The 18,647-nt window shown below is 35.6% G+C and carries 11 protein-coding genes; 5 read left to right on the top strand and 6 right to left on the bottom strand.

From position 1 onward, the window contains the following. Positions 1-20: 20 nt before the first annotated feature. The 6 genes from EG339_RS07405 to EG339_RS07380 all read right to left on the bottom strand — a co-directional run bounded on the left by EG339_RS07405 (position 21) and on the right by EG339_RS07380 (position 8,490). Positions 21-440, bottom strand: coding sequence for a Fur family transcriptional regulator (locus EG339_RS07405; RefSeq protein ID WP_123869652.1), 420 nt, complete (start codon positions 438-440; stop codon positions 21-23). Between the two features lie 17 nt (positions 441-457). Next, positions 458-1,360 carry a cation diffusion facilitator family transporter gene (locus EG339_RS07400; protein ID WP_123869651.1) on the bottom strand — a complete coding sequence of 301 codons (903 nt, stop codon included), beginning with the start codon at positions 1,358-1,360 and terminating at the stop codon, positions 458-460. A gap of 14 nt (positions 1,361-1,374) precedes the next feature. Next, positions 1,375-2,253: a bestrophin family protein gene (locus EG339_RS07395; RefSeq protein WP_123869650.1), complete on the bottom strand. Its 879-nt coding sequence runs from the start codon at positions 2,251-2,253 to the stop codon at positions 1,375-1,377. A 137-nt stretch (positions 2,254-2,390) separates the two neighbouring features. After that, a complete protein-coding gene (locus EG339_RS07390; protein WP_123872632.1) occupies positions 2,391-3,623 on the bottom strand; it encodes an efflux RND transporter periplasmic adaptor subunit in 1,233 nt (410 codons plus the stop codon). 46 nt (positions 3,624-3,669) lie between these two features. After that, complete coding sequence (locus tag EG339_RS07385) at positions 3,670-8,031, bottom strand: CusA/CzcA family heavy metal efflux RND transporter (protein ID WP_123869649.1); 4,362 nt, start codon at positions 8,029-8,031, stop codon at positions 3,670-3,672. Positions 8,032-8,166: 135 nt separating this feature from the next. Then, positions 8,167-8,490 (bottom strand): DUF6660 family protein, encoded by a 324-nt coding sequence (locus tag EG339_RS07380; RefSeq protein ID WP_123869648.1) that lies wholly within the window; start codon positions 8,488-8,490, stop codon positions 8,167-8,169. A 442-nt stretch (positions 8,491-8,932) separates the two neighbouring features. Here EG339_RS07380 and EG339_RS07375 point away from each other — a divergent pair, with 442 nt between their 5' ends. The 5 genes from EG339_RS07375 to EG339_RS07350 all read left to right on the top strand — a co-directional run bounded on the left by EG339_RS07375 (position 8,933) and on the right by EG339_RS07350 (position 18,485). Continuing rightward, complete coding sequence (locus EG339_RS07375) at positions 8,933-9,757, top strand: FkbM family methyltransferase (protein WP_123869647.1); 825 nt, start codon at positions 8,933-8,935, stop codon at positions 9,755-9,757. Between the two features lie 11 nt (positions 9,758-9,768). Beyond that, positions 9,769-10,596 (top strand): hypothetical protein, encoded by an 828-nt coding sequence (locus EG339_RS24480; RefSeq protein ID WP_228459721.1) that lies wholly within the window; start codon positions 9,769-9,771, stop codon positions 10,594-10,596. 2 nt (positions 10,597-10,598) lie between these two features. Next, positions 10,599-11,075, top strand: a complete 477-nt coding sequence (locus EG339_RS07365) for a hypothetical protein (RefSeq protein ID WP_123869646.1) — start codon at positions 10,599-10,601, stop codon at positions 11,073-11,075. 89 nt (positions 11,076-11,164) lie between these two features. Beyond that, positions 11,165-17,935, top strand: coding sequence for an RHS repeat-associated core domain-containing protein (locus EG339_RS07355; protein WP_228459720.1), 6,771 nt, complete (start codon positions 11,165-11,167; stop codon positions 17,933-17,935). Further along, positions 17,925-18,485: a hypothetical protein gene (locus EG339_RS07350; RefSeq protein WP_123869645.1), complete on the top strand. Its 561-nt coding sequence runs from the start codon at positions 17,925-17,927 to the stop codon at positions 18,483-18,485. The genes EG339_RS07355 and EG339_RS07350 overlap by 11 nt, the downstream gene beginning before the upstream one ends. The last annotated feature ends 162 nt before the right edge of the window (positions 18,486-18,647 follow it).

Raw genomic sequence — 18,647 nt, 5'->3', positions numbered from 1 at the left:
GTAGTGAGGCTGATGCAATGCTATTGCAAACTTTCAAGACAGTTTTCACAGATTCCTTTGGCAAAGAGTCTTATTTCATCAATCCGGAAATTGGTTTGTATGTTTTCAGGGAAAGAAATATCTTCTTTACAGGTAGTCTGTTTGCATATTTTACAATAGAAATGGAGATGCCAGTCTTTATGGGTTTTCTCATCACAGTCATCATCACATAATTTGTATTTTGTAGTGGTATTCTCCTGTATACTGTGAACGATTCCTTTTTCTTCAAAGGTTTTTAAAGTTCTGTAAATGGTAATCCGGTCTGCATTTTCAAAGTGATTTTCAATCTCGGACAAAGATAATGCGGCATCCTGTGAGCTTAAAAAATCATACACCAGGATCCTCATGCTTGTAGGTTTGGTATTTTTATCGATGAGTTTGTTTTCTATATCTTTTTTCATTGTTACTTCTTTAAATATTACAGATGTACTTCATTTTCTTCATATCCTTCTTCTTCAATCTGAAAAGTGGTATGGCTTATTTTAAAATTCTCAACCGTTGTATCTTTCAATGTCTTTAATAATTGATTCTGAGAAACAGCATTATCTTTAACAATATGAGCGCTCATTGCATTCACACTGGAAGTCAGAGACCAGACGTGAAGATCATGAACATTCTTTACTCCCCGGATCTGTTCCAGAGATTTACGGAGTTCATGAATATCAACATCAGCCGGGGTTCCTTCCAGCAAAACATTGATGGCTTCTTTCAGCAATCTCCATGTTCTTGGGAATATTAATAATCCGATGGCTGCAGAAATCAATGGGTCTGCATAATACCAGCCGGTTGTAAGCATGATAACTCCGGCAATCATTACGCCAACAGAAGTCAGCATATCAGAAAGGACCTCAAAATAAGCACCTTTCATGTTCAGGCTTCCTTCTGAATCTTTTCTGAGGATCATCATTCCTGCAATATTGACTAATAACCCTATTCCGGCTACAATCAGCATAGATTTACTCTGTACTTCCGGCGGATTCTGAAACCGCTGATAGGCTTCAAACAATACATATATTGAAATTCCTAAAAGGACAACGGCATTAATAACAGCTGCCAGTATTTCAGTACGGTAATATCCATAGGTTCTTGAAGGATCCGCTTTTTTCTCTCCTATCTTTATAGCTATAAATGCCAGCAATAAGCCTACCACATCAGTTAACATATGTGCGGCATCAGCTAACAATGCAAGGCTGTTTGTTACAATTCCGCCTATGACCTCAGCAATAAGATAAGTTCCGCTCAGGCATAGTACAATCAGCAGATTTTTTTTATGCCTGCTTGCTGCTGAGGGAGTTTGTATTGGTGTTCTGGTGTTTTCCATAGCGAATGGCTTAATTACATTTCATAATAAGTTGTGTTTTCTTTTTTAGGAGGAACATTTTGTTCCCCAATCATTTGTCTGATATTGATTTCTATGGTTTGTGCCAAAGAGGTTACCGGAGTATCTACCGGTTTGTTTTCAAAAGGGTCCTGCATCATAATTGAAGTCTTTTCAATGGTAATGAATACAATCGGAATCAGAAAAGTAATGAGAATCTCTATGATCAACTGGGAATCATCCAATCCAAATGGAAGTATGATCGCAAATACATAGATTAACGTATGAACCAGAATGCTGTAAGATCTCGGAAATACTGTATTCTTCAATCTTTCGCATTTTCCCATGCTGTCGCAAAGTCTGGTTACCATATCATTTAACTGCATCTGCTGAAAATCCGTCAGTTTTGAAGTCCCTATCTCTTTCAGCTGTCTGGAATGAGCATCCAGAAGGGCATTGGGAACATTAACAGCACTGATCTGATTTTCATTCAAATAGTTCTGAACTTTATCTGAAAAAGGAAGCTTCCTCAATGACTCGCCTAAAGCATAGGTCCAGATGATCTGTCTCTCTGCAAATTCCCTGATGGTTTTATGATCTTCTGCAGGAAAAAACTGAATGACCAGTCTTACAAAGCTTCTGGAATCATTCACAATCGCTCCCCAAACGGTTCTGGCTTCCCACCATCTTTCATAAGACTGAGAAGTTCTGAAAGCCAGCAGCAATGATACTGCTGTTCCCAAAAGTGCAGGAATATTCAGGGGTAACGAAATTTTCCGGAACCATGGCAGCATATCCAAAAGGCCAATGGCTACTGCAAATATCCCGATGAACAGAATCTGAGATTTTATTTCACGGATGAAATACCAGACTGATATTTTTTTGTTTAATAGCATAATAAGTCATGTATTAAATGTTGTAAGATACTCTTTACTTTTCCCTCAGCCGGTTTTTACGCTTCACTATAATAAGCCCGTAAACAGCTCTAATTTACGCATAAAAATCGATATTTCGCTGATTCTTACCTCCTTCATTAATGTTCGTGTTCTCCTGAGTTCACTAATTTGGCATTCACAAAAAAGGCAGATTTTACTACAATTTTAGCATTATCCGGAATATTCCCCACAGGGGTAATAGCCGTATACCCCATATCCGAGGTCCCTTTCACCACTTCTACTTTTTCAAAATTTAAAGTCTTAGGGTGAAGTTTTCCTTTTTCATCAGGCTCTTCCTCTGCTTTTTTATCCGTCTGAATGAAAACATAGAACTTTCCGTCTGCTTCCACAATGGCTTCATTAGGGACAGCAGGAGTAACGCTTTTATCAAGACTTACAATCCCCGTAATATTCATTCCGTCAATTAATCCCGCTTTATTTCCAATTACTTCGCAATGCATTGAAATGGTTTTACTCTCATTTTCAAAGGAAGATCCTATGCTGTAAATCTTCGCATCGTATTCTGTTTCCGGATTATTGGTTAACTTGAAGTGAACAATCTGTCCTACTCTCATTTTCGGAAGATCTTTTTCAAATACCTGAAGATCTAAATGGATAGAGCCGTTATCAATCACCGTAGCTACAGGAGACGAAATATCTACATAGCTTCCTATCTGAGCGGTAATACTGCTGATGGTTCCACTGATGGGAGCGGTGATCACCAAACCTGACCTCATATTTCCGTTGTTTACATTTCCGGGATTGATGCCCATCATCTGAAGCTGTTTTAAAAGAGAAGCTCTTTTGGTTCTTAATGTTTTCAGCTCTGCATCAGCGCTTTGAAGGTTCTTCTTAGCTCCGGCATCGTTATCAAAAAGCTCTCTCTGTCTTCTGAACTCCTGTTCTGCATAAGTAATCCTACTGTTGGTCGTCAAATAATCTTCCTGCAGCTGGATATACTCAGGATTGGCAATGGTAGCAATTACCTGCCCTTTTTTCACAATGCTCCCAACCTGGATGTTGATTGTTTTGATAATCCCTCCGTACAAAGACGTGATGGTTGCTTTATTGCTGTTTGGCACACTCAATAGCCCATTGGCTTTGATGGTAGATGTAAGCTCTTTCATTTCTACAGTTCCCAGAGTTACTCCTACAGATTTCATTTGCTCTTCGGTTAAAGAGGCAATAGTTTGTGGTCCTTCTTCATGTGTATGTTCTTTCTGTTCTGTCTTTTCCGGAGCTTTTTCTTCTGTTGCAGCTTCTTTTTTTCCACAGCTTACGGCAAACAGGGAGACGAATACAAGGGCTATGATATTATATCTGAATTTCATATTTGAATTTTTATCTATACTAAGGTCTTTTACAATCGACTTCATATTATTTATTAATGATTGAGTTTATAGTTACTACAGCCTGATTCACCTGCTGGATGGATTCCAGGTATTTCAACTGAATATTGGTTGCCGTTTGTAGGGCAAAAAGATATTCCACATAGGAAATTTCACCTGTTTTATATCCTAACTGAGCTGCTTTTACAATTTTCTCCGCATTGGGCAGTGCCTGATTGGAATAATAATCATACTGCTGTATATCCTGCTGATATTGACTAAAAGCGTTTTCCAGCTGTGTTGTAAGCTGCTTTTTCTGCATTCTTGCATTGGTTTCTGCTACTTGCTTATCATATTCCAACGCCTGCATTCTTGCTTTAGTAGCTCCAAATGTCAGTGGAATGGACACTCCAACGGTTGCTGACTGAAAACGTTTCCCGGAATCATAAAAATTTTCCTGACCATTGATCGTATGAAAACCTATCAGAGACTGATTGGTATATCCTAGGCTAAAATCCGGTAATCCTGTAGCTTTTTCAACCTTTTTATTCTTTTCTGCAATTTCCATTTCATGATAAAAGGCCTTAACGGTAGGGTTATTGGCTACAACACTGCTATCCAAAACATTCTCTACTTTCAAAGGTTGATAATTGGTGTTGAACAGCACTTCCAGATTTTCTGAGGTATTTAAAAGTGTTTTTAAATTTTTATAGGCATTATTTAAGTACACTTCATTCTGTCTCAGCAACAGATCAATTTCTCCTTTCTGAGTTTCCGCAGTATTGATCTCAATTTTTTTGATATCTCCTGCTTTAAACCTTACGGTTGCAATCCTGATAAATTCATCATAAAAACCGGCAAGGCTGGTCAGTTTTTCCTTATTATACTGAAGATATTCAATCTGATAATAATAAGTCCGGACATCTTTTACCAGTTCATTGATTGTAATTTCTTTATCAATCTGCTTACTCTTGATCGTTTCATTAATGAGTTCTTTTCTTGCTTTAAATAAGGTTGGAAAAGGAATACTCTGAGAAATAGCAAATGACTGGTCAAACTTCGGACTGTTGTATTGTCCTAACTGAGCATCAAAACTTAATTTAGGTAGTTCTTTAGCTGTTGGTCTCAAAGCTTCCGCTGATTTAATGCTCAAATCCTTTGACTGTAGGGTTAAATTATTATCCATCGCCATTTGTACTGCTTCTTCCACAGATATTGGTTTGGACTGAGCTTTAAAGGTTTGGCTAAACATCATTAATCCAAAGATCAGAACGATGGTAAATGACTGCATATTGTTATTCTTTCTTTTCAAAATTTTTGTATTAAAAATGATATACAGCATTGGCAGCACAAATAGTGTAAGGAATGTAGCGGTTACCAAACCTCCGATAACTACGGTTGCCAAAGGCTTCTGTACTTCTGCCCCAGCTCCTGTAGAAATGGCCATTGGTAAAAATCCTAATGAAGCTACTGTTGCCGTCATCAGAACAGGCCTTAATCTGGTTTTGGTTCCTTCGAAAACACGTTTTAAAATATCGGTTTCCCCTTCTTTTTCAAGCTGATTAAAAGTTCCTATCAGTACAATCCCGTTAAGTACTGCGACCCCAAACAGTGCAATAAAGCCGATTCCGGCACTGATACTGAACGGCATATCTCTTACCAGAAGGGCGAAAACACCTCCAATAGCACTCATTGGAATGGCCGTAAAGATTAAAGCCGCCTGTTTAAATGATTTAAAAGTAAAATACAGCAGCATAAAAATGAGCAGTAATGATACTGGAACTGCAATCATCAGACGTTTACTGGCCTCCTGGAGGTTTTCAAACTGTCCGCCGTAAGTGAAGTAATATCCGGACGGTAATTTCACTTTATCCAGTTTGGTCTGAATGTCTTTTACCACACTTTCCACATCCCGTCCTTTAACGTTAAAACCTATTACAATTCTACGTTTACCCTGTTCACGGCTGATCTGTGCCGGGCCCAGTTTATAACTTACATTCGCAACCTGTGACAATGGGATCTGAGCTCCTGTAGCTGAAGTTATCATCAGATTATTCACATCTGAAATATCGGTTCTGTGAAGACTGTCTAAACGAACAACCAGGTCAAACCGTCTTTCATTTTCAAAAACCTGCCCTGCAGCTTTTCCTGCAAAGGCGGTACTCACCGCATTGTTAACATCTTCTATATTTAATCCGTAATTGGCAATTCTTGTTCTGTCATACTGTACGTTGATTTGTGGAAGTCCACTAACCCTTTCAATCTGAGGAGCAGTAGCACCATCAACGGTTTGAATGATCTTACCCACTTTATCAGCATACACAGCCAATGAATCCAGGTTTTCACCAAAGATCTTCACAGCAACATCCTGCCTGATCCCGGTCATCAATTCATTGAAACGCATCTGGATGGGCTGGTTCTTCTCGAAAAATACTCCCGGAATGGCTTCCAGCTTTTCACTGATCTCATCAGCCAGCTCATTATAAGATTTTTTGGTTTTCCATTCGCTTTGCGGCTTTAACACCACAATCATATCTGTAGCTTCCGGCGGCATCGGGTCTGTAGGAACTTCAGCTGATCCGGTCTTTCCAACTACCATTTTAACCTCATCAAACTGCTTGATGATCCTGGAGGCCTGCATGGAAGTTTCTATACTCTGGCTGAGAGAACTTCCCTGTGGCAGTATACAGTGGAATGCAAAATCTCCTTCCTGCAACTGAGGAATAAATTCGCCACCCATATTTTTAAAGACGAAAGCTGCCATCAGAAAGACAGCTACCGTTGCTGAAACAACAATATATTTTACTTTTATGGCCTTCTGTAATAATGGCTGGTAAATCTTCTGCAGCCGATTCATCATTTTATCTGAGAATGTTTCTTTGTGTGATACTTTTTTCGACAAAAACAGCGCACTCATCATCGGAATGTAGGTCAAAGATAAAATCAAAGCTCCGAGAATAGCAAAACCTACTGTTTTCGCCATTGGTGTAAACATTTTCCCTTCTACTCCTGCCAACGTAAGAATCGGAATATAGACAATCAGGATAATGATTTCACCAAACGCGGCACTGCTTCTGATCTTTGATGCAGAAAGAAATACTTCTTCATCCATTTCAGATTGTGTTAATGTCCGCATTGATTTCCTTACGCCTAGATGATGCAGCGTTGCTTCTACAATAATCACAGCACCATCCACAATTAATCCGAAGTCTATTGCCCCGAGGCTCATCAGGTTGGCGCTTACTCCAAAGACATTCATCATTCCCAGAGCAAACAGCAGAGAAAGCGGAATGGCAGAGGCTACAATAAGTCCGGCTCTAAGGTTCCCAAGGAAGACTACAAGAACGAAAATAACAATCAAAGCACCTTCTATCAGGTTCTTTTCAACGGTACTAATGGCTCTTCCTACTAAATCTGTCCTATCCAGGAAAGGCTCTATCACCACATCATCCGGTAAAGATTTCTGAATGGTGGGAATTTTTGCTTTAATATTGTTGACAACTTCATTACTGTTTGCTCCTTTAAGCATCATCACTACTCCACCTACCGCGTCTACTTTTCCGTCATAAGTTAGTGCTCCATAACGAACAGCACTTCCTAAACGAACATCAGCAACATCTTTGATGAAGATCGGAACACTTCCTGTCTCATTTTTAACGGCAATATTTTTAATATCTTCGAGTGAAGTTACCAGTCCGATTCCACGGATGAAATAAGCGTTAGGCTTTTTATCAATATAAGCGCCTCCTGTATTTTGATTATTTTTTTCAAGGGCTGTAAAGATTTCTGTAATACTGGTTCCCATTGCCTTTAACCGGTTAGGATCAATGGCCACTTCGTATTGTTTTAACTCACCTCCAAAACTGTTGATCTCAGCTACTCCCGGAGTTCCGTTGAGCTGTCTTCGAACAATCCAGTCCTGCATTGTTCTTAGTTCCTTGGCATTATACTTTTTCTCACTTCCTTTTTTAGGGTGAAGAATATATTGATATACTTCTCCAAGTCCTGTACTTACCGGAGCCAATTCAGGAGTTCCAACACCTTTGGGAATTTCTTCAACAGCATTTTTTAACTGTTCATTGATAAGCTGTCTGGCAAAGTAAACATCAACATTCTCTTTGAAAACTACTGTAATAACAGAAAGCCCGAATCTTGAAATACTTCTTGTTTCCTGAATATCCGGAACATTGGCAATACTCTGCTCAATGGGAAAAGTGACCAACTGCTCTACCTCCTGGCCTGCCAAGGTAGGACAAGCCGTAATGATCTGGACCTGATTGTTAGTAATATCCGGTACGGCATCTATGGGTAATCTGGTAGCACTCCATGTTCCCCAAATGACCAATAACAGCGTCATAATACCAATAACAACCTTGTTCTTGATACTGAATTTTATGATTTTATCTAGCACGATTTTTATTTAATTTTATTGAAAACAGGCGTACAGTATAGAATACTGCAGCAAAAATATCCTGAAAACCTCTGCAATGGTATTGCAAAGTTTCAAGTAGGACCAGAAAGCACAACTTTCTGATAATCAATAAAATTAAATCTTAGGAGGTTGCCATATAGGATCGTATACCTGATAGGCAAAGTCGTTTTTATGAAATAGGATTTTCTTTGAAAAATAAGCAGGAATCTGCTCTGGGGTTTCTAATAAAGCATCCATTTTAAAGGCCGAAACCGTCATCTGACAACAGCTGCAAGCGCACAATGGTGAGCAAATATCTCCTTTATCAGCAGAATGATTCTCAGAAATACTTAAAGAAATTCTTTTGTTTCCTGAATTTAATGGATGAGACACATCTTCACAGGGCATCAATGATAACGCCATGAAATAAATTGCCAATATCCATCTTAACAGGTTCATGTTACAAAGGTAAAGTTTTTTTCTAAAATGGGTAAGGTTTCAAAATAGGTGACAAAAATCAAGTTCTTTTCATACTTAGAATTTTTCCCAAAATCATATTTATCACTCTACTGTTATTTATTTCCAAAAAAAATGCCATACTTTTTATTGTATTCATTGGTATAATCAACAAAACAATAAATCAACCTAAAATACCGATTTATAAATAGTTAATCATATTTTCCAATTGGGATTTACTACCTTTGCAAAAAATTAAATAACTATTATTAAAGTGAAAAAACAATTCACACCTTCTCAGAAATATTTCCTTTTTCAAATTCAAAAAATCACTTTATTCACTAATATATGAAACGAACACTGCTAGTTTGCAGCACTACTACATTCAAAATTTTTGCGCAAAACTTAACTTTTATTATCAATCTGAACCATTAACATCTAAATTATGCTTATCAATAGACTAGGTACAATCATTTCTAAACTTATCTTTTGTTTTAAGATTAACTCTTCTTTTTCTCAAACTTTTCTTTTCATAAAAAACTCTAAAAAATACTCATCAAAATTTAAAAAAAATATTTTTTTAGGAAAAGAAAACAATGATATTGTAACGTATAATTTTATTTTATCACAAAAAAACGTTCCTGTTCACATAAGGACTTATTCAGGTGATTTTGATATATTTTATGAAGTCTTTTGGAAAAAAACATACAATATACCAGCAGGTCTTTTTTTATCTGATCCTCAAATTATAATGGACTTAGGGGCCAATGTAGGCTTAACATCTGTATTCTTTGCATTACAATATCCAAAAGCAAAAATATATGCTTTAGAAGCAGAAGCAGAAAATTATGAAAGTCTTAAAAAAAATGTTTCATTTTCCAATAATATCATTTCTGAACACGCTGCTATTGACACTAAAGATGGAGTTGTATTTCTTTCCTCCCCTGATTTATCATATAACTTTAAAATTTCAGATCAAATAGAAGAAAACAGCAATTCGGTAAAAGCATACAGTATGCAGACTTACATGAATGGACTTGGAATAGATCATATTGATCTGTTAAAAATAGATATTGAAGGTTTGGAACAACTTCTTTTAAAGAATAATAATACATGGCTTAAAAATGTGGATAATATTATTATAGAACTACATGATCCCTATACTATAGATCAGCTAAGAAACGATTTACTACCTTTTAAATTTAAAGTCTTTGCTCCTGATTCTTTTAAAGGACAAAAAATGATTTATGCAACAAAAAATAATATTTAAAATATATAATTATGAGAAAAAGTTTAATGACTGCAAGTTTTTTATTATCATTAACTATTTATGGACAGTCATGGAATTTAAATGGAAACTCAGGAATCAATTCAAATACTAATTTCTTAGGGACTATAGATAACCAAGATTTTATTATTAAAACAAATAATACTGAAAGGGTAAGAATAAATTCGGCTGGAAAAATTGCAATAGGAGGAGCAATACATCCAGATATTGCCTTCAAAGTATATGGGAGGGCTCAAATAATATCTAATGAGAATAGTGATATATTCTATGTTGGAAGTGAGGCTGAAAATGTTGGAAATGGAAATGATCTTATATTTCTTAGATATTCAAAATATCAACCCAATAATCCTAGTGTAATGACAGTTTCTGGATTCACTAGCCCTACAAAATATGAAGGTTTCTTCAATATAAGATCAAATGGAAATATTGGAATAGGTGTACATAATCCTCAATACAAACTTGATGTGGCAGGTAAATCTTCTTTTAGTGATAATATGAAAGTTGATGCAAAAATTGAAGCAAAAGAAGTAAAGGTGACCATAACTCCAACGGCAGATTTTGTTTTTGAAGAAAATTATAATTTGCCAAAACTAGAAGATATAGAGAAACAAATAAAAGAAAAAAAACATCTTCCAGAGATTGCTTCTGCAAAAGAAATGGAGAAAAACGGAGTAAATATAGGGGAATTTCAAATTAAACTTTTGCAAAAAATAGAAGAACTAACCCTTTATTCAATTGAACAAAACAAGCAATTAAAATCCCAATCAGAAGAAATCAAAGAACTTAAAAGGCAAGTACAACAGCTAATGACAAAAAAATAAATATGAAAAGAAAATTATTTTCTGCGTTTTCTCTATTGATTGGTTTTCTGGGATATTCTCAGACAGAAGTCTATTTTAAATATGATGAAGCCGGAAACCAAAGATACAGAGGGACAAATGCTGCCGCTAAAAAAGCCCCAGAAGAAATAGTAAAGCAAGAAGCTAAGACAATAGAAACTATTATTGCAAAACAGGAACCACAAATGGATGAAAAAACTTTTTTGAAGAACATCAGACTGTATCCGGTTCCTGTTAACGATTTTCTTACTATAGACTGGACTGAAGAAGTAGATGGTCTTATCGAATCTGTTTCATTGTATCAGCATAGTACTACTCACTGGAAATTTCAACAGCAAAACACTCCTGATCTAAACCGTCAGGTAAAAATCAATATGGCAGGTTATGACTGGGGAGTTTACATACTACGCTTTACGCTTAAAGATGGTAGAGTCTTTAGTAGAAATGTGACTAAAAGATAAGATTGAAAAAGGAAAATCTTCAATCTTAATTGAATTATTTCCAGTCAATCATCATTAATCATTATCATTTATAAAATAACTAAACAACAATGAAATTATTTTCATCATTGATATTATCCTTGTGTTCGGTATTGGGCTTTTCACAGACCATACTGTATCAGCCCGAAACCACATCCCGTACCGTTCAGGATCCACAGACGGTGATTATGTCACAAGGATTTCATGCTAAATCGGATGCTTCCAATTCGTTTTTGGCAAAGATTGGTCCGGCTACGGAGAATCCGGGAGGCGGACCTGTGGATTCAGGAGCAGGGGCAACTAACCCATCAGGAACAACAGCTCCGGTTGGAAAAAGTTTCCATGATACTAAAGGGAATATAGAAGTAAATGGAGCAGGACAATTGCAGTTTACTTTGCCTATTGCTTTACCGCCGGGAGTTAAAAGTGTAGCGCCTCAGGTTAATTTAGTGTATACCAGCGGTTCTTCTAATGGGATTGCAGGATATTCTTGGAATCTTTCCGGGGTTACGACAATCTCAAGGGTTGGCAAGAACATTGAAAAAGATGGAGAGGTAAAAGGAATACAATTGGACTATTCTGATTATTATAGCTTCAATGGCCAAAGATTAATTCTTAAATCTGGCGAATATGGGAAAGATGGAGCAGAATATGTTATAGAAAAGTACTCTAATATTAGAATAAAATCCGTAGGAACCTACAACATCAACGGGCAAGATGCTGGTCCTGCACATTTTGAAGTAACTTTTGAAGATGGATCACAAGCCTGGTATGGTAAAAACGAAGGTGGATTTAGAGGAAGTATTATAGTAACAACCCCTTTAGAATACAATATTGTAAAATGGAAAGACGCGCAAGGAAATTACATTAGCTATAATTATGAATCTGATCCTGATACAGGGGGATATGGGTTCAGAAGTCCAAGTCGTGTCATACGAATATCAAAAATAGAATGGGGAGGAAATGAAATATTAAATAAACCTCATTTTAACTTAATTGAGTTCATCTATAATGATAGAGGGTTAATAGAAGAATCCTATGTTCAGGGATTGAAACATACACAAAGTAAAATTTTATCGGAAATTAAAGTAAACTCAAATGGAAGTCAGTTTAAAAGATATATAATTGACTATGTTAATAATGATACAAAATATAAATTTGTTAATAAGGTAACAGAATATAATGCTAATAATGAAGCTGCTAATCCTATAGTCTTTGAAAATGAATCATCTCCTCAATCATCAAATACTTTCAATCAAAATTCCAGGTTTGACGAAATATATGGAGACAATGTTGTCTCAGGAGATTTTAATGGTGATGGAAAATTAGATTTTATTAAAGGAAATACATTAATGCTAGGCAGGCTTGATGGTTCAGGAAATTTTGTAAATATTAATTATACAGGAACGGTTGTAACTCGTGGCAATTATCCTAAAAGTAATGGAGTAATGCCGTCGAACGATACATTCTTTACTTATGAATGGGTTTTTGGACCAACCTATAAATTAAATCTTAGAGCCTATAATTTTAATGGATCCGGAGTTGACGAAATCATGTTAAAGCAATTTGATTTTTCTTCATTTGGGTTTTCAGATCTAACAGGCTATCAAGGAACTCAACATGGGCCAATAGGCTATATGCTTAGTGATTTAAAGTTTCTTGAAGGAGATTTCAATGGAGATGGTATTTCTGAATTTATTATTACTACATTAAAAGACGTATATGAAGAAATTTGGGGACAGGACTGGAACGGCTATCCCGAATTACAAGGAACTGCAAATCTTGGAAGTGAAGTGTTTGAATTTTATCTTGACCCATTACAAGGAACACTAAAAAAGAGAGACAATCCACTAACGGATTATACTACTAATATGGGGCAGTATACATTTATTTCGTCTTTTTACTATAAACCAATACCGTTAGGTGATTTTGATGGTGATGGAAAAACAGATTTATTTGGATTGAAAGACGGGACTAAAATCTACTCTCTAAATCCTGTCACAAAGGAATTTGATTTAAAAGCACAATCACCTGCTCAGATCTCTGTTAAAGGAGTAGCATTACTAGGAGATTTTAACGGTGATGGAAAAACTGATGTAATGTCTCCAGTAGCAGAAGACTCATCAGATTGGAAAATGTTTATTTCAACAGGTAAAGGTATTGTAGAATATTATTATTCAAATTTATCACTTTATAAACCAAAGCATGACGGAAAACCTACTAAACGAAGAAATACAATAAAAAATTACTTTGCTCCTGATTTTAATAAAGATGGGAAAAGTGATTTTCTTCAATTCCAATCTGAAGTATGGTTTAGAGAATGGGCAATTAACAATAAGGACTCTAGTTATGGATTTGTTTATTTCAGAAATGATGGTGTTGACACTACAGGTAAGCCTATATTTACAGTCGCTTATGATCTGGCCTCAAAAGAAGAAACGGCATGGGGAGATCAAAATGGGGAAGACATTAACTATTCTAATTATGGTGAACATTTTTTACCACTCATAGGGAACTTCCGACTACCTCAACTTAACACTGATTTTGCTATTATTCATAAAACCAAGCTTATCACATGGGACTTAGGAAATAAGTTAGATAAGATGGCAAGGATTAAATCTATAACACAAGGAGGTGTAAAAACAGATATAGAATATTCATCTTTGGTTAATGAAGGGAATATTTATAAATCTTATTTAGATATTAATACTGTAAGTTACCCTTATGTTAGTATTAAAGAAAATGTTAATCATTATGTAGTTTCGAAATTAATTCAAGATCAAAGAAGACAGGAGTTTAGGTACAGAGATTTGATAGGGAATTTACATGGAAAGGGAATTATAGGATTCAGACAAACAGCCAGATCAACATTCTATGCCAGTGGTTTTGAGAATACAAAAATCTGGAGTGGCTCCGAAATAAACCCTATTAACGAAGGATTACCCTATAAAAATTGGTCTATAAGAACTACGGACGAAACGAAAATATTTCCGAATGATATTTCTTTAGACAATACGCAGTTATTGTCATTTAAACAATATCAATACAAAATAGACAAGCTTCTCAACGGGAATGTAGTGACAACAGTTACAGATGCTGATAAACCTAAAATTGTTCTTGCAGTCAACCCTTATGTTACTATATCCAAAGACTTTCTGAAAAGTGTAAAGACAGTCCATATTGTTGAAGAATATGACAATTTATATCTTCCTAAAAAGTCTGTAACAAACATTAACGATGGCTTTTCTATTATTAGATCAGAGCTAGAATACTATCCACCTAATATTACTCCCGGAAATAACTACAGCATTGGAAAACCGAAAATCAAAACCGATATTGTACAGGCCTATGGGGATACCAAATCAGCCAAGGAAGAATACACTTATGAAAATAATCTTTTAAAAACGTTAAAAACATGGAACAGAGATAATACAGGCTATTTACAGGAAACCTACGAATATGATGGTTTTGGAAATATCACCCAAAAAGTAACCAGCAATAGTGTAGATTCCCAAACACAGACCTTAAAAACAGAATATGATCCAAAAGGAAGGTTTGCAGTCAAGAAAACGGATAATTTAGGACTGGAAACTAATATTAGCTATAATGATCAGGGCCAGATTGAGAAGCAGACAGATCCTTTGGGAAATACTCTTAGCAATACTTATGATCATTGGGGTAAACTCCTCACTTCTAAGACCAATCTGGCAGGGACAACCACCTACCAGTACGAAAGGGATAATGGCTCCAACATTATTGTTACCCAGTACGATCCAGATGGTGATATTTCCAAGAGATTCACCAACAGGTTTGAGCAGGAATATAGAACATCTACCAAAGCGTTTGGGCAAGGCCAGTTTGTTTCTCGGGATACTTGGTATGATATATTAGGTAGAAAAACATTCGAAAGTGAACCTTATTTTGATGGTCAATATCCAAGCCTGTGGAATGCATTGAGATATGATGATACGGTATTCCCTGCTAAAATAACATCTATATCACTTGTTAACTCGTTTGACTTGGGTGGGACAATACATTCCTTTCTAGGTAAAAAAATAGAAACTACCGTTACCGGCTTAATAACAACCATTAAGGAACTTAACGGCTATCAAAGGACAACTTCTAAAATAGCAGATGCATTAGGAAACATAGTATCAACTATAGATAAGGGAGGAACAATCCAGTTTTCCTATAATGCTGCCGGAGAACAAATCAAAGCACAATATGCCGAAAATATTGTTACCACCCAATATAATTCATGGGGAAGAAAATCAGAATTTAATGATCCTTCCAATGGTATTTATAAATATGAATATGATGGTTTTGGACAGCCTAAGAAGATCATCAGTCCGAAAGGAACGAAGGAATACACTTATAATAATCTGGGACAGCTGATCTCTCAAAAAGAACTTTCCACTACCGACGGTGGGCAGGCAACCAATAAGACGATTTCTTTTACTTATGATGATAAAGGGAGGGTTATTACCAAGTCAGGAACTTCTAAAGGACAGGCATATAGTAATAATGTTTTCTATGATCCACAAGGAAGACTACTATCTGCATCTGAAAGTAGCAATGGTAAGTATTTTATACAGAAAGGGATAACTTATGATGATAAAGCAAGGGTAATATCCTATGAAAAACAACTGTATTCTTCCGGTACTTTAACTAAAGTACAAATAGAAAATGTGTACAATGTCTGGAATGGTGAACTCAGCCAGGTGAAGGATAAAAATTCAGGGAAAGTTCTGTGGGAGCTAAAAGAGACCAATGCCAGAGGTCAGGCATTGAAAGCCAAATTAGGAGCAGCAGATATAAATAACACTTATGATACGAGTGGTTTCTTAATGAGTGTCAACCATTCATCAGCTACTAAGCCAGGTATTCTGCAACTTTTATATTCATTTGATGGGATTAAAAATGAACTAAAAAGCAGAACAACCGGAGGTGATTTCAATATTGCAGAATCATTTGATTATGATGATAATAATAGACTTGTTAACTGGACGAATCCTGTAACAGGTATTAAACCTTCTGCAAACCGAAACGTCTATGATGTTAAAGGCAGGATTATGGAGAATGACCAAGTGGGAACAATGAAGTATGAGAATTCCACCAAAATCTACCAACCAACGGGTATGACATTAAATGCTGCCGGAACACAAAATTATAACAATGATCTAATTCAAAGCATTGCTTACAATGAAAACAACGATCCTGTATTCATCGATGGAGAAAAAGGAGATGTAGCCTTCCAGTATGGCTTGACCAGCATGAGACAAAGAGTTACCTATGGAGGTATTTTCAGTACAGACGGAGAAGGAAAGTTTACCAAATATTATAGTGAAGACGGAAGCTATGAAATCGTAAAAGACAATACTACCGGAAAAGAAAAACATATCATTTATATAGGTGGAATACCATATGAATCAAATATTGTATATTTAAAGGACTTTACAGAGAACAGCGGTTCTTATAAATTCTTGCATAAAGATTATATAGGAAGTATCTTAGCCATCAGTGATGAAGTCGGAAATAAATTAGAACAGAGACATTTTGATGCATGGGGTAACTTCACGCATTTACAGATAGGGAATGGAGCTATTATTACGGATAAGAATATCATTAATAACTCTTCTTTATTAATAGATCGTGGGTATACCAGTCATGAATATTTTGCAGAAGTGGGGATTATTCATATGAACGGTAGATTATACGATCCGCTATTAAGAAGATTCTTAAATGCAGATGAGAATATTCAGGACATATTCAATACCCAGAACTACAATAAATATGGGTATGTATTTAACAATCCATTGATGTATAATGATCCGAATGGAGAGTTTGTCTGGTTTGTCCCTATCATAGCAGCTGTAGTCTCAGAGTTTTTTACTATGTATTATACACAGACTCCGTTTAACGGAGCACGTTTTGTAGGAGGTCTTGCCATGTCATATGCAAGTGCCGGAATAGCAGGAGCAATAGGGGATGTATTTAAAATAGCTTCTGTAGCAGAAACCCTTGGCAAATGGGGAACCATTGTAGCCAGAGCAGGAGCACATGCCCTTACGCAAGGTATTTTTTCCACTGTGCAAGGAGGGAACTTTTGGGGAGGAGCACTAAGTGGAGCTTTTGCCAGTATTTCGGGTGATTTGTTAGGTATGGCTACAGATAACTTAGGGGCCAATAATATATTAAGAAGTGATGGCTTTGCATTGTTTAATGGAGCCGTAAGCGGTGGCATAGGGTCTGTACTTGGAGGTGGAAACTTCTGGATGGGTGCTGGACAAGGGTTGATGGTTACTGCTTTTAATTATCTTGCTCATAAATCTCCAACTACAGATAATTTAGTGGATGACATGGAAAAAATTGGATTAAATCCTAATGCTGTTCCCGATTATTCTAATTTTGATGCTGAAGTAGCAACAATGAAAAAGTTAAGAACAATTAATAATTTAGCAAAAAAGACAGGAAATATTCCTATTAAGGATGGTGGTAGTTCTGGTGATGAAACTAAAGCCCAAATCGCATATAAAACAGATAAAACTAAATTTATACAAGCAGGGAAGCTTATCAAAACAGAAGTTAAAACAACAGTAACTCAAATTACCATATTTAAGGAAGCTTTTACGTCATATCTTAATCTGGCAGGAACTTTTGTTCACGAATTCACCCATGCTATTGATTATATGAGTGGCTATTTTAAGAGAAATCTTACAAAATTTGGTAAGCGCGAAACAACCCGTCTAATGGAAAAAAGAGCATATGAAAGTGGATATAGGGCCGGGGATATAATTCAACAACAACAATATCAAGATTGGCTTAAAAGAAATGGATACTAAAAAATTATTATTATTACTATTGTTTTTTCAGTTTGCTGTTATTTTCTCACAGTCAAATTGTGTTTACCTAACTATTAATAAGGATAAAACCGACAATATATATTTAAAATTTACAAGTAGATGCAAAGAAAAAGTTTTATTATACCAATATGATGAAACTACAAATACAACTTTTAATAATGTTTACGATATTGAAAACATTACCTTATTGAAGCAAAAAATGTACAAAATCAAAAATATTACTGTGGAACAAAATCATAATTATCCTATTGATTATGAAAAAGTAAAAAGTAATTTTATTATTCTAAACCCAAATGAGTCTTATAGCTTTACTTTTCCTTTGCTTATTTTTTTAGAAAAGGATAAATCTACTTATGACAAAAATCAGAATTATTATTTAGTTGATAATAAATATAAGGGAAAAGTCGCACAATTCAGAGTAACTTATAATGCTCAATTTATAAATGAGGGTATTATAAACTTTAAAAATAGTATTTCACTATACCCTCATTCTATTAAATCCAATTACATTAAAATAGTTTTACAGTAGATTAAAATTTAAAAGAAGACCTGCTCAATTTACATTATTAGGCAGGTCTGTTTATAAACTTGCAGCTCATTTATTTTTTATATAGAAGTAGTGAGATAAACCAATGAAGAAACCACTCTTGAGAATAAATATTTTTTCTTCTCTACGATTTTATTTTAACCC

This window comes from Chryseobacterium bernardetii (assembly GCF_003815975.1).
GTDB lineage: Bacteria > Bacteroidota > Bacteroidia > Flavobacteriales > Weeksellaceae > Chryseobacterium > Chryseobacterium bernardetii.
Note: the sequence above shows the minus strand (reverse complement) of the source record. Positions and strands in the feature narration are given on the sequence as shown.

What these genes read in the sequence shown, in the direction of transcription:
- EG339_RS07375 (WP_123869647.1), top strand. Translation starts at nt 8,933, where the DNA reads ATGCTTATCAATAGACTAGGTACAATCATTTCTAAACTTATCTTTTGT.
- EG339_RS07350 (WP_123869645.1), top strand. Translation starts at nt 17,925, where the DNA reads ATGGATACTAAAAAATTATTATTATTACTATTGTTTTTTCAGTTTGCT.
- EG339_RS07365 (WP_123869646.1), top strand. Translation starts at nt 10,599, where the DNA reads ATGAAAAGAAAATTATTTTCTGCGTTTTCTCTATTGATTGGTTTTCTG.
- EG339_RS07400 (WP_123869651.1), bottom strand. Translation starts at nt 1,360, where the DNA reads ATGGAAAACACCAGAACACCAATACAAACTCCCTCAGCAGCAAGCAGG.
- EG339_RS07355 (WP_228459720.1), top strand. Translation starts at nt 11,165, where the DNA reads ATGAAATTATTTTCATCATTGATATTATCCTTGTGTTCGGTATTGGGC.
- EG339_RS07380 (WP_123869648.1), bottom strand. Translation starts at nt 8,490, where the DNA reads ATGAACCTGTTAAGATGGATATTGGCAATTTATTTCATGGCGTTATCA.
- EG339_RS07390 (WP_123872632.1), bottom strand. Translation starts at nt 3,623, where the DNA reads ATGAAATTCAGATATAATATCATAGCCCTTGTATTCGTCTCCCTGTTT.
- EG339_RS07405 (WP_123869652.1), bottom strand. Translation starts at nt 440, where the DNA reads ATGAAAAAAGATATAGAAAACAAACTCATCGATAAAAATACCAAACCT.
- EG339_RS24480 (WP_228459721.1), top strand. Translation starts at nt 9,769, where the DNA reads ATGAGAAAAAGTTTAATGACTGCAAGTTTTTTATTATCATTAACTATT.
- EG339_RS07395 (WP_123869650.1), bottom strand. Translation starts at nt 2,253, where the DNA reads ATGCTATTAAACAAAAAAATATCAGTCTGGTATTTCATCCGTGAAATA.